Origin of the sequence: Wolbachia endosymbiont (group A) of Portevinia maculata, assembly GCF_964028525.1 — a bacterium.
Lineage (GTDB): Bacteria > Pseudomonadota > Alphaproteobacteria > Rickettsiales > Anaplasmataceae > Wolbachia.
On sequence record NZ_OZ034786.1, the window covers coordinates 839014 to 852457 of the forward strand.

Consider the following 13444-nt stretch of genomic DNA (forward strand, 5'->3'; position numbering starts at 1 on the left):
GAGAATATCTACTAATCCTGCAATTTCAGGACGAAAAGCCTTCACAACATTTGATTTTGGGTGTGGGAAATGTGTTGGTTGTTTAAATTTTTAGTAACACCTACTAATAATAACCCGTTTGAAAACAACAAAGAGAAATGATGATCAACTTACATAAAAAAGCACTAAGTTTAGTGTTTTGGCATTATAGCAATCTCTTATGTATCACCTCTCTGGAACCATACGACTAATTGTTGTTCATAAAAAACTCTAGTACTGACAAAAAATGTATTTATTCTAATCTTGCACGTTTGGTATCATTACTTATAGAAGTTTCATAAAGTCTTGTACCAGGCTCTACGAGATTATTTAAGGAACTTAAAGATTGAAAAGTACGTTTATTGGAATCATCAAACGCTACTATAAAGTTTAACAAGTTATCATTAGATAGATATTCAGTTATATTATATGTAGAATCATGATCCAGAATAATTTTCTTTTCTTTGGCATCTTGATCTGCCACATCTAATTTAGTATAAAATTGTATCTTACTTAACTTATTTAACAAATCTGCTCTTTCTAAAAAAGGTTTTACCTTATCTAATATGATATCATTATATATAGGATAGCGTATGGAATAATCAATTTTTGCTAGTCTTACAGATAATTGATTATTATATAGTACATGTATGTTGAAGTTATTTGTAACAAATTCATATAGTGGAAGGCTATCTTTTATTTCATCTGTTTTCATTTGAAGAATTTCACAAACACAGTCATCTAGATAACTTGATAATTTACTGTAATTACTGCATCCTTTATAAGGAGATAAGTCAATAATTTTTCCGTAATCCTTATTGAAGTTCCTTACTAAAGTAAATTTAATCAACAATTTAGCGCATGCTAGATCACTTACAGCGTTATCTAAAGATGTGGAACAATTATCATAAAGCCGTCGTTCACGATTTCTTATATTAATATCAGCTCCATATTCTAATAGTTCTTTAACTACTTCCAGATTTTTACCACTTTTTTTTACAGCATGGTTCAGTGCAGTATTGCCTTTACGGTTTGTTGCATTTACATCAGCACCATGTTTCAGAAGTTCTCTAACTAATTCTAATTCCTTCCCCAGTGTTATAGCAGAATGTAGTGGAGTTTCACTATACATGTTTCTTGAATTGACTTCGGCACCACCTAACAAAAGCTCTTTAGTAATTTCTACACTACTAGTAGTATGAAGTAACGTATCTCTATTCCTTTCTACTCTAAGGTTAGCATTAGCACCTGCAGACAAAAGAGCTTTAACTTTTTCTAAGTTTCGCTCATAGACTGCTTTTTCTAATTCTTTGTTAATATTATTATTTAGCATATTTTTAAAATCTTCCTAAATTTCACTATTTTGTAACAAAATTTTTGTATATTTTCTAGATCTTGGCACCCTCATTAGAGTTTCATTTAAGAGAGCTATAACTTTAAACTCTTTACTCGATTTTCTACGCTGACATCTTGTAAACTCTGATCTGGACTTTTTAATATTTCTAATAATCTACTTGCAAGGTTTGAGTGTTTATTGATTACTGCAACCTGGACTAATGACTTGCCTTGATCATCACGAGCATTTGTTACAGCTACGCGCTCATCGGGTTTTATTGCTCTCAGCTTACTGATAATTTCAACATTACCATTTTTTGCATTTTCAAATAGCTCTTCTACTAATTTCAATAGGTTAGTAATATTCTGGTCTCGAGAAAGATCAAGTGGTGTTTTACCTTCTTTATTCTTGATGTTATAAATTGCACCATGTTTCAACAAAGATTTTACAGCTTCGAAAAAGCTATTTTCAGTAGCAACATGCAACGATGTAGTGCCTTTAACTATTGTTTTAGCATTAATAAAATCACTCAATTTATTGTGGCTTACACGTTGTAACAAAGCTTCAATAATTTCTTTATGACCTTTGGAAGCAGCAGTGTGTAATGGTGTATTACCCTTGTTAGTAACTTGAGTAGCATCAGCTCCATTTGCTAGCAAGATATTTACAACTTTTATGTGCCCATTATTAACAGCATAATGTAATGGCGTTCTTCCATCCACGTTCTTCGAATCAATGATTGCTCCATCTCTAATGGAACTCTCAATTCCTAAATAATTATTATCTTCTATAGCCTTAAATAACTTCTCAACCAATTTTAGTAATTTTATTACTTCTGGGTTTCCTCTTCTTTCTGCAAAGTGTAATGGTAAAACATATCTACCTCCTTCAGCTCTAGCATTAAAGTATGCTCCGCTCATAAGTAGAGACCTAACTATATCTAAATTACCAATTTGTGCCCCTAAGTGTAAAGGCGTAGCATTTTTATCCATTTTTGCATTAACATCCGCTCCATTTATAATAAGAGTTTTAACTACCTTAGGATGACCATATTGAGCTGCAAGATGTAGGGCTGTGCCTTTATTTTGATTTTCTTTTACATTTACATCAGCACCATGTTTCAATAGAACGGTTGCTATCTGATCATAACCTTTTTCTGCTGCAAAATGTAAAGGAGTCCAATTTGTGTGATCTAAAGCATTAATATCTGCTTCCTTTTCTAAGAGCAATTCAACCACCTCTAAATGATCATGGTCTACTGCAAAGTGTAGAGGTGTAGTACTTTTAACTGTTTTAGCATTAATGTCTGCTCCTTTATCAAGCAAAGATTTAGCAACTTCTAAATTACCATCATATGCTGCACAATGTAGAGGAGTCCAACTTCTGTTATCTAGAGCATTAATATCTGCTCCATTTTCAATCAAGAAATTCATTATTTCCAAGCGATTATGTTCTGCTGCCAAATGTAGAGCTCTTCTACCATCATCCATCTTTGCATTTATATTTGCTCCTTTTACAATTAAGCTCTCTACTATTTTTAAAGAAAAACCATTATATGCTGCATTATGTAAAGGAGTCCAATTCTGATCATCCACGGTGTTAATGTTTGCTCCATTTTTAATTAAAAAATCACTCACCTCGAAATGACTTTGCTGAATTGCTAGATGCAAAGGTGTAAAACCTTCGTTTTTTTTAGCATTAACATTGGCTTTTTTCTCTATTAGTAGCTTCACTACTTCTAAGTGACCATTCTGAGATCCTATATGTAAAGCTGTGGAATTATCGTGGTCCTTAGCATTAACATCAATTCCCCTTACGAGAAGATAGAGACTTAATTACTCCAAAGTGATTACGTTCTGCTGCTAAATGTAGAGGTGTAAGATTCTCATAATCCTTAGCATTAACATTAGATTTTGCTTTTAGTAAAATGTCTACTAACTCTAAAAAGCCATTTTGAGACGCTAAATGTAGAGGTGTAATCTTATCATCTGTTTTTGCATTAACGTTTGCTCCCGCTTCAAGCAGAACTTTAACTATATCTAACCTACCAGTTTGTGTTCCCAGATGTAAAGGTGTAATGTTTGCATCAACTTTATGATTACCTATGCCTGAAGATCCAGCGTTAATATTAGACCCTTGTGAAATAAGAGCTTTAACTACTTCGAGGTTACCATTTTGTACTGCAGAATGCAAAGGTCTTGCTTGATCATTATTTACAGCATTAACATCTAATCCCTTTTCAATAAAAACATTTACTATATCTAGATGACCATTCTCTGCTGCTAGGTGTAAAGGTGTATTAAGTTTATCTGTTTTAGTACTAAGATCTGCTCCATTTGCAATCAAGGTGTTGACTATATCTAAATATCCTTGCTGGGATGCAAAACTTAAAGGTGTAAAGCCTAGAATGGTCTTATGGTTTACATCTGCTCCATGAGCAATAAGAAAGTTAACCATCTCTAAGCGATTTTTTGCAATTGAAAAATACAGTGGCGTAAAGCCATCGTACTTAATCTCTGAATTAATATCTAAACCTTCTCCTAATAAAGTGTTGACTAAATCCAACTGACCATTTCCTGCTGCTAAATGTAGTGGTGTAAGACTAAGATGTTTCTGAATTTCATAATTTTCATTTAAAAACTCTACAAAAAATTGCAGCTGATCCAGATTATTAGATATTCTATTAGTAAACATAAAGGCCTCGCATGAAGAATTTATGTAAAATATAGTATCTACAAGTTTTTAAGCAAGATAAATCTTCTTCTTAAAAAAGATACTGTAATCCAATCTGTATGCTTATAACTTTTTCATTTGATCATGAGTAGATCAGTTGTCTCAGCTGCAATAGAGACACCTGCCTTAAGTAGCTACGTCAATTTTCTCTGTTTTTGCCCCTTTTTTTTCTGATGAAGATGTCTTCATTCTTCTCAGTAGCCAATATTCTTTTTAAAGAATAATCGTTACGTGCACCAAGGAACTTAGAAAGAACAATAGGAAATCCACTTAAAAAGCATTAATAATTATACATAATTCTAATGATCTTCATGAAAGGGCTTAGAATAGAATTTAATAGACAATCTGATTTTAATTGATATTAAACTGATCAGACTGAGAGTTGAAAATATGGCAATAATTCTTTTAGACACAAAAACTATAAATCGTATAGCAGCGGGAGAGGTAATAGAAAGGCCAGCGAGTGTAGTAAAGGAATTAGTAGAAAATGCAATAGATGCTAGAAGTTCAGAGATAGAGATCAAAATAGAAAGTGGTGGACGTAACCTTATAACTGTGACAGATGATGGAAATGGAATAGAAAAGGACGACTTAGAACTAGCATTTATGAGGCATGCCACTTCAAAATTAAGCGATAGTGAGTTAATAGAAATCAAGCACCTTGGGTTTAGGGGAGAAGCTTTACCTTCAATTGCAGCAGTAAGCAGAATGAAATTATCGTCTAAGGCAAGTGGAGCAAAGGAAGCATGGTCTATAAGGTATGAGGGAGGAGAAAAAATAAGAGAGATTACCCCTTGTTCTTTGTTGCAAGGTACATATATTGAAGTTCGTGACTTATTTTTTGCTACACCAAATAGACTAAAGTTTCTAAAAACCGAAAGGGCAGAAACACAAAGTATTGTTGATATTGTGAATAACTTAGCGATGATTAATTATAGTATTGGGTTTACTCTCACTTCTGGTAATAAAAAGCTCTTAAAATATGTTAAGCAAACTTCGCTGTTCAACAGATTATGTGAAATAGAAGAAGAATTTCAAAGCAATTCACTGGAAGTTAAAGAGGAAGAAGAAGGCATCAAACTTAAGGGACACATCTGTAAACCTAATGTCAATCGTGGCAACTCAACTCAGATTTATACGTTTGTTAATGGAAGGCCAATAAAAGACAATCTACTTGTTGGTGCAATTAGATATGCGTATCACGATTTTATTCCAAACAATAGGTATCCTTTTGCAGTGTTGCATTTAGAAGTACCATATGACCAAGTAGATGTAAATGTGCATCCAAATAAATCGGAAGTAAGATTTCAGAATAAAAGGCTAATATATGAAATAGTGAGAAGAGGGATAATAAAAACACTATCAACGAGATTTGCAGCGGGTAATCAAGGTATTGAAGAGGAGCTAATTTTTAATGATAGTAAAAGCCAAGAGCAGGTTGATAGTCAAGAGAAAAAAGATCAAAAAGAGTTTTATGAAAAGAGACCAAGTCTTTTAGAAAATCGTCTAATGAAAGAATTCAATGCACCAAATGAAAGAAGGCAAAGCTTACCAGAAACTTTTAAGTATGGAGAATCCCCACCCCAAAAGGGAACGATGGTTTTAGAAAGGAAGCAAATTGATTTGGTAGAGGATCATCCCCTAGGATATGCACGTTGTCAGGTCCACAATACTTACATTATTGCTGAGGCTGGAGATAGGCTGATTATAGTAGATCAACATGCAGCCTATGAGAGGTTGATATACGAGTGCTTAAAGCAAAAATCAAGCATAAAAAGACAAAAACTTCTTCCTGAAACAGTTGAAATTAAAAACCAAGCTGGAATGGGGATGGTTAAAACTTATAAAGATGAGCTTTTTGAAATGGGTTTTGATATTGAAATACAATCAGAAGATAAAGTAACGATAAAAGAAATACCTGCAATCTTGGGAACAATAGATATAAAAGAGATGCTAGTTGATATAGTAGATAAGTTAATGGAAATGGAAGATACGTTGCCAATAGAGGATAAGGTGAATAAAATATCAGCCACAATCGCTTGCCATGGAGCAGGAAGAAAAATGAAATTGGAAGAGATGAATGAGATACTAAGACAAATTGAGAAAACTCCATATTCTGGTCATGAAAGACCAACTTATATAGAAATGAAACTAATTGATATAGAAAAATTGTTTGAAAGGAGATGAGTTCAGTTTGTCAAAAAGGTTCCCAATTAAGTATACGTAACAGCTCTTCTGGTTATGGAGTATAAAATGTGAAAAAAGAGAATAAATGCTCTAATTTTTTAGATTACAAAGTAATAGGACAGGAAGTAAGAAATCGTAGGTTAGCAAAGGGATATACTCAAAAAGATTTAGCAAAAAAAATCGATACAACATATCAGGTAATACTGCAATATGAAAAAGGAACACGCAGAATTTCAATTAAGAAGTTATATGAATTAGCAGAAGCATTATCAACAACTGCTAGAGATCTAGCTTGCGGACAAGAAGTATCAAATGAGGAAAGGTATGAGGAAGAAGAGATATTAAATCTAGTAAGAAGACATAAAGAGATTAAGGACCAAGAATTACGTGAAACGTTTTATTTATTAACTAAATTCATCCGTATTAGTGAGGAAGAAAGTGGAAAGGCAGTAAAAGTAGAGGTGGCAAAGGGTTTAGTTAAGGAAGGAGTTTCTGCTCATGTTATCTCTCAAACGACCAGTTTATCTATTGATGAATATGATAATGATGAGAAAAAAATTTCTATTCCGTATAAAGTAGGTCAAAGAATAAAAGAATGGAGATTGATACGAGGATACACTCAAGAAGATTTAGCAAGCAAAGTGGGCGTAATAAATCAAAGAATATATGAATATGAACAAGGACGAGCTGCTGTTTCACTTGAAATGTTAGATGAAATAGCAAAGATGCTATTAATTAATATTACAGATCTGCTTCCAGAAACAAGAGAAAATGAGAATAGTGAAGTGGAACTATCAAGGTTAATAGAAGAATACAAAAAGATTAAAAGCCAAGAATTACGTCATGTACTAATAAAATCTCTGTTTGAAAGCATACAAGTTTGCAAAGAGAAAGTGAAGAGAGTAGAAAAGATGAAAATTGCAAAGAATTTAGTTAAGGAAGGAATTTCTATCAATATTATTTTAAAAACAGTGGGCATCTCTTTAGACGAAATTCAACAAATTTAAAATAAAAAATCAGTATCTATTAATATCTTTACTTTTTGATGAAAAAATAAGTAAAAAAGATTGAAAAATTGATTTGACTTCACTCAAAAGCTATGGCCTTATGCCAATGCTGACAAAAAACAGCAGTAAATATATAAAAACATTTTGTTATTAGTGAAGGGTAATTTTTATGAATAATAAGGAAAACAGTAAAGATCGTAGAGAAGAAATAGAATTCAGAGCATTAGAAAGCAACGGTAAAGCACTACTTGATCGTGAAGTAATAGAAACGTTTCTAAGTGCAGTGCATGACAGGGAAGAAGCTCGAATTATTGCTAGAAAGCTAATAGATAGTTTTGGAATAGGAGGAGTTTTAGGCCAGGAAATAGATGACTTGAAAACTATAGAAGGGATAACTGACTCTACAGTAGCAGTAATTTTATGCCTAAAGGAAGCTGCAAAGAGAGTACCAAGAGAAGAGTTAAAGAAAGGACCTGTAATGGATAACTTGGAAACCATAGTAAAATATTTGAGGGTGAGTATTGGTTATTCAGAGGAGGAAAAGATGAAAATAATATATTTTGATCAAAAGTGCCGTTTAAAGGGGGAAGAAGTGTTCACTGGTACAGTGGATAAGGTACCTTTTTACATAAGAGAAGTAACAAGAAAGGCATTAATAAGAAAAGCGACGTCAATAATAATATCGCATAACCACCCAGAAGGAAGGTTAAAGCCATCTGATGAGGATGAAGCTGTAACTAAAGACTTGGCTAAAGCTTGTCAGACTATAGGGATTAGGTTGCTGGATCACATTATCATCACAAGTGTTGGGTATTTTAGCTTTAAAGAGCAAGGACTGTTATAAAGCAGATGTTTGAAGATTTTCATGAGTTGTTTAACTACTTGAATGAAGAAAGTATTTGCAATCACATTAATCATTGCTTATAATTAATGAGAAAGTATATATTGAATTAATAATAAAGTAATAAAGTCGGTTATAGACTTAGTAAAGTATATTTAATAGCGGAGGCTAATATGGTTAATAAAATAATTGTACCTTTTGATGATCAAGAAGGAGGTACTTACGAGTTAAACATTGATCTTGATAGATTATCAAAAGGTGAGGTGTTAAATGCTATTGTAGGAATTGGTCGTACTAAGGAGCAATCCACCTTTGTAAGCAAAATTAATAAGGCTAAAAAGCCTGAAGAAATAGCACCTTTCCCTGGTAGAGAAGTTCGCGAAAACAAAATCAACTATGGGAAAGGATTTGACTATGTTTATGGCACAAAACCTGTAAGTGATCAAGAAGATAAAAATCCATTTGCTTCAGCTTTGAAAAAAATAAAGCCAAGTGCAGAAAAGTTGAGCTGGTTTAAGAGTGCTGTGGTAAGAGCAAAAAGTCCAAATGAACTGCACAAGGTTGTAGACGAAGCACTAGCTGCTGGAGCAAGGCTAAATGCATGTAATGATGGAGAGTGGAGCCTCGCGGAATATGTGATACTGGGCACACATTTTCATAAATTTGATAAGGCTGATCGTAAAAAGCTAATACGTAAATTAATGCTAAACGGTGCAGAGTTTCATGATACTTTATTGGAGAATAAATTGATAGGTGAAATCTATAATGAGCTACAACCAGAAGTTCAGCCACATATAGATGAGAGACTAGAAGAACTAGAGAAAGCTGGCGAAAGTGCTGTGCAAGAAGGAGAATTAATAGATGTTGAAATAGATAATACAACATCGTATATAGAATTTTCTGGGGATAGCAAGGTAGAGGTAGCCAAAATACTGGAAGCAAAAAGAGAGCTAGGAAGTAATATTTTAAAAATTGGCAATGATGCAGTTGAGGTTAAAAGTGAGAAGGGAGGTATAAGAAACTATATCGATATGTCAGATGGAAGCTCTATTATATTAGAATTTCCTACAAGCATTGGTAAGCTAGATATTATATTGTACCACGATGTAAAAAAATATGATCAAGTACAAGTCAGAGTAGAAAATAAGGAAATGTGGTCTAAATTACAAGAAAGAGGCGAAGAAATAGGAAAAAATTGTCTTTTTGCTGGAGTAAAACTTAAAGAAGCAGTAGAAAAGGGAAGTTTTATGAGATGTGGCATATGGAATAGCAAGCAGCTTATGAAGGAGGTTGATAGCCCAAGTGAAAAATTGTCTTCATGGGTAGATAAAGTACGTGAAAATAGTAAAGAAACTTTTAGGGGGCTTTAATTCATTTATTTTAAGGTTCCAGAGTCTACCATTATATCTGGAGCCTTTGAGCTATAGTAGAAAATATTATATGTATGGTTCTTTGTATGGAAAAAAGTCTAGACTGTGAGGTAGGGCAAAAAGTAAAAAATTGGAGGTTAGAGAGAGGGTATACTCAGAAGGATTTAGCGGAGAAGGTTGGTGTAAAGTACTGGGCAATACTGCAATATGAAAAAGGGAGTCGTAAAATTCCAATTAAGAAATTATATGCTATAGCAGAAGCATTATCAGTAAATGTTAAAGGTCTAGTTTGTGGAGAGACGCTACCAAATGAAAAAAGATATTTTGAAGATGAAGAAATATTAAATTTAGTAAAGGGTTATAAAGATAAAGAATTAAGCGAGGTATTTTATTTATTAACCAAATTTATTCGTTTGAGTGAGGAAAGAAGCAGAAAAGCGGTAAAAATAGAAGTAGCAAGGGGTTTGATGAAAGTAGGAGTTTCTGCTCATGTTATCTCTCGAACAACTAACTTATCTATTGGTGAGTATGAGGAGAACAAAATTCCGGTTCCATACAAAGTAGGGCAAAGGATAAAAGAGTGGAGATTGATACGAGGATATACACAAAAAGATTTAGCGAATAAAGTTGGCATAACAAATCAAGGAATATACGAATATGAACAAGGGAGAGCTGCTGTCTCACTTGAAATGTTAGATGAAATAGCAAAGGTATTATCAATCAGTATCATAGATCTACTTCCCGAATCAGATGAGGATAGTGAAGCGGAAGAAAAGCTATCAAAGTTGATAGAAGAATACAAAAAGATTGAGAGTCGGGAATTACGCGATATGCTAATCAAGTCTTTATTTGAAGGTATACATGTTTATAGAGAAAAGGTCAGAGAGGAAAAGAAGATTGAAGTTGCAAGGAATTTAGTGAAAGAAGGAATTTCTGTTGATATTATCTTGCAAACGACAGGCTTATCAAATTATATGATTGAGAAATTTTTGTGATTTCATAAAAACTTAGCCAATAGTGGATTTTTTTGTGATAGAATATATGTTTGCTTCTGTAGGAAAAACAGCTTTTAGAGGATTTATCTATGATAATTCAGAGCATATTGGCTCAGTAAGCTACGAGCTGGGGAAAAAAATAGAAGGTTGTAGGATAGTACAAGGGTATACTCAGGCAAAATTAGCAAGCAAAATTAGTTTAACATATAAGCAGTTGTGTTAAAAGTCAATAGAGAAATGAAAAATACTGAAAAATAATTTTTACTTGGTGGGCTATAAAGCCAAAGATGCTTTTAACATATTTTACGTAATTTCGGAGGATTTATTGATGCAGGCAGCCAAGGCACGACAAAATATATAAACCTACAAAGCTAAAGCTATTCCGCGGACTATAGCAACTACAAATTCAGCGGAAAAAACAAAATTAATAACTTTATCAGCCAAAATTTCCAGGAGAAAGACATGTCTTGTATAACTGAACCAAATAATCTTGGTGACCTCTTAAAATATGAGGCATCAAATCTATACTCACGTGACCAAATTACTGTTGCTAAGGGACAAAACCTAAAGCTTGGAGCAGTGGTTAGCAAAAAGACAGATGATGGGGGCTTTATAAGAGCTCTAAATCCGCTAGGCACAGATGGTACTCAAACAGCAATAGGTGTGATTATAAACGATGTAAATAGTAAAGATGCAGATATTAAAGCAGTAATCATTACTCGCGTAGCTTTACTTGCTGATCATGCAATTGTCTGGCCAGCAAATATAACTGAAGAGCAAAAAACAGCAGCAATAAAACAACTTGAAGAGAGGGGTATTATTGTCCGTAAAGGAATCTGAATTTTATATTAATTTTTAATAGGAGCTAAACATTATGCAAAATCCACTTTCAAATCCAGCATTCAATATGACAGCATTAACTGGAGCTATTAATATTTTACCAATTAGTTTTGGTCGAACTGAAAGTTTAAAACTTTTTCCGAGTAAATCAGTAAGGTTTCGCCATATTGCCATTGAAGAACAAAACGGTTTTTTAGCACTACTTCCAACTCAAGTTCCAGGAGCACCAGCAACTGTTGGAAAAATAAGTTGTAATATTTGATTTAAATTCTTTTAAAAAGTGTGGATGTGGATAAGTGCTTTCAGTCTGTGTAAGCGCACTTATCCACATCCACACTAATCTGCTAGTGTTGGATCTAAGCAGACTTAGGGCTGTATTCCTCAGTAAAAACCCTGTCATCTCTTACTAAAGAGTTAGCAAGTAAAAGTAACTTTCTCATAGCAGCAGTGGAAGCAACTTTATATGGTTTTTTATATTGATTATGTAACCTATCAAAAAAAGTTTTTATGAAAGAATTCCATTTCCGCGCACTAAGAATACACATATACAAGACTGTTCTAATTTGTGACCTACCGCCTTGAATGCACCTTTTTCCTTTATTAAAACCACTGTCTCGATTAAAAGGTGCAACTCCGGCAATGCTAGATATTTGCTTTCTTTGAAGAGTTCCTAATTCTGGCAGATAACAAATAATAGTAATAGCTGTGATTTTACTTACACCTGGTATACTAGTTATTGATATGTATTTTTTTTTAAGCTCTTGACTTTGTTCAATCAACTCAATCATCTCATCTTCTAAAACTTGAATTTGATTCTGTAATATGACAAGTAGCTCTTCCATTTGTTTGATTATGGATATATCAGTTACTTGATGAGCTTGAGTTTTTTGTATTTTTGCCATTTCTACTAGTTGATTTCTACGAGATAGCTTTTGCCTCAAGAAGTCAACATTACTAACTTTTAAAGGAGTAACGCGCATATCTGTATTATTAATATAACGTGAGATAATGCTGCAGTCTATTTTATCAGTTTTAGTAGCAATACCAAGGCTTTTTGCATAGTCTCTCACCCATCTAGGTTGAATTACATATACTTCGAAACCATGGCTTAGTAAAGTATAAGCACATAATTTTTCGTACCCACCAGTTGCTTCAAGTCCAACTTTGATTACATTATGTAAATGCAAAAAGTCGAGTATTTGATCAATAGCTTGAACGTTATTTTCAAATACTTTATAATGTCCAAGTGGATGAATGTGGATATCTAGTTTATTTTTGCTAACATCAATGCCAGCAATGATATTTGATAAATTCATAATTCCTCCATAGAATAACATGTAATACTGCATTTTCCACACTTATATACGAGCCTAAAAGCTCAATCAGTTGTTCGGAACTTTTCAGTAAATAATCAGGGAAGAGAACCTTGCTAAATTACGGTCCTTTATGACCAAGGCGATCTACGGTTCCTCTTCTCTGCATGTTCTTAATATTACCACTTTGTAATATTTATGAACTTGTTTTTAACATATAAGGCGGTCTACTTCCTCTTGTAAGCTTTCCAGACTTTCTGATGTTATTGGCTCATGCGGGTTTAAATCGTTTTTTCGACTTCCTGCAAATACTGTGGTATATTTTATCCCTTGTTTTTCATCAAACCCACTTTGATCTATATGACTTGCTATTACTCCTATGCTTCCTACCCCAGATGTTCTGCTTACAAATACTTTTTCGGCACTTGACGCTATTGCATACGCCGCAGAATACGCATCATCATTTGCTATTGCTATGATCTTTTTTAATGCCCTTGCTTCGTAAATAAAGTCAGCAAGGTCGAATAAACCGTTTACTTCTCCTCCGGGGCTGTCTATGTCCAAAATTATTATTTCTACTTCTTCATCTATTAAAGCTTCTTCTATCTCTTTACGTATCTTCTCATACGATGTCATCCCCAACACATCATCAAAAGCTTCTGAATTCTTCGTCAAGATTCCATGTATTGGTATTACTTTTATTCCCCTTTCACTATTTCTTACTGCATGTTTTATGTTTTTAAACGTTGGATGCTTCTCTACATGTAATGACAATAAATCAAAGCTTCTTTGCTCTATCATCAT

General features: G+C 33.4%; 11 protein-coding genes and 2 pseudogenes. 8 read left to right on the top strand and 5 right to left on the bottom strand.

From position 1 onward, the window contains the following. Positions 1-271: 271 nt before the first annotated feature. From ABWU36_RS04150 to ABWU36_RS04160, 3 genes are all read right to left on the bottom strand, one after another. Positions 272-1351, bottom strand: a complete 1080-nt coding sequence (locus ABWU36_RS04150; RefSeq protein WP_174516910.1) for an ankyrin repeat domain-containing protein — start codon at positions 1349-1351, stop codon at positions 272-274. A 95-nt stretch (positions 1352-1446) separates the two neighbouring features. Beyond that, the gene (locus tag ABWU36_RS04155; protein ID WP_353273219.1) at positions 1447-3162 is read right to left on the bottom strand and encodes an ankyrin repeat domain-containing protein; all 1716 of its coding nucleotides are present in this window, start codon (positions 3160-3162) and stop codon (positions 1447-1449) included. Then, the gene (locus ABWU36_RS04160) at positions 3158-4048 is read right to left on the bottom strand and encodes an ankyrin repeat domain-containing protein (protein ID WP_353273045.1); all 891 of its coding nucleotides are present in this window, start codon (positions 4046-4048) and stop codon (positions 3158-3160) included. Before ABWU36_RS04160 ends, ABWU36_RS04155 begins: the two co-directional genes overlap by 5 nt. Positions 4049-4477: 429 nt before the next feature. Between ABWU36_RS04160 and mutL the strand changes: the two genes are divergently transcribed. From mutL to ABWU36_RS04200, 8 genes and pseudogenes are all read left to right on the top strand, one after another. Then, the gene (mutL, locus tag ABWU36_RS04165; protein WP_353273046.1) at positions 4478-6274 is read left to right on the top strand and encodes a DNA mismatch repair endonuclease MutL; all 1797 of its coding nucleotides are present in this window, start codon (positions 4478-4480) and stop codon (positions 6272-6274) included. A 68-nt stretch (positions 6275-6342) separates the two neighbouring features. Beyond that, the gene (locus ABWU36_RS04170) at positions 6343-7281 is read left to right on the top strand and encodes a helix-turn-helix domain-containing protein (RefSeq protein WP_226079672.1); all 939 of its coding nucleotides are present in this window, start codon (positions 6343-6345) and stop codon (positions 7279-7281) included. 169 nt (positions 7282-7450) lie between these two features. Then, entirely contained in the window at positions 7451-8125 is a 675-nt protein-coding gene (locus tag ABWU36_RS04175) for a RadC family protein (protein WP_250777646.1), read from the top strand. Between the two features lie 170 nt (positions 8126-8295). Continuing rightward, positions 8296-9492, top strand: coding sequence for a hypothetical protein (locus tag ABWU36_RS04180; RefSeq protein ID WP_213863739.1), 1197 nt, complete (start codon positions 8296-8298; stop codon positions 9490-9492). Between the two features lie 86 nt (positions 9493-9578). Continuing rightward, entirely contained in the window at positions 9579-10487 is a 909-nt protein-coding gene (locus ABWU36_RS04185; RefSeq protein WP_006013992.1) for a helix-turn-helix domain-containing protein, read from the top strand. Between the two features lie 34 nt (positions 10488-10521). Beyond that, entirely contained in the window at positions 10522-10710 is a 189-nt protein-coding gene (locus ABWU36_RS04190) for a hypothetical protein (RefSeq protein ID WP_353273047.1), read from the top strand. Between the two features lie 239 nt (positions 10711-10949). Beyond that, a complete protein-coding gene (locus ABWU36_RS04195) occupies positions 10950-11327 on the top strand; it encodes a head decoration protein (RefSeq protein WP_264687786.1) in 378 nt (125 codons plus the stop codon). 34 nt (positions 11328-11361) lie between these two features. Then, a pseudogene (locus tag ABWU36_RS04200) lies at positions 11362-11571 on the top strand (major capsid protein); the annotation flags it as partial. Positions 11572-11683: 112 nt separating this feature from the next. On the opposite strand, the gene ABWU36_RS04205 reads toward ABWU36_RS04200, so the two are convergent. Together ABWU36_RS04205 and ABWU36_RS04210 are read right to left on the bottom strand one after the other, a co-directional pair. After that, the gene (locus ABWU36_RS04205) at positions 11684-12643 is read right to left on the bottom strand and encodes an IS110 family transposase (RefSeq protein ID WP_253308968.1); all 960 of its coding nucleotides are present in this window, start codon (positions 12641-12643) and stop codon (positions 11684-11686) included. A 216-nt stretch (positions 12644-12859) separates the two neighbouring features. Further along, positions 12860-13444 (bottom strand): annotated as a pseudogene (locus tag ABWU36_RS04210) (S49 family peptidase); the annotation flags it as partial.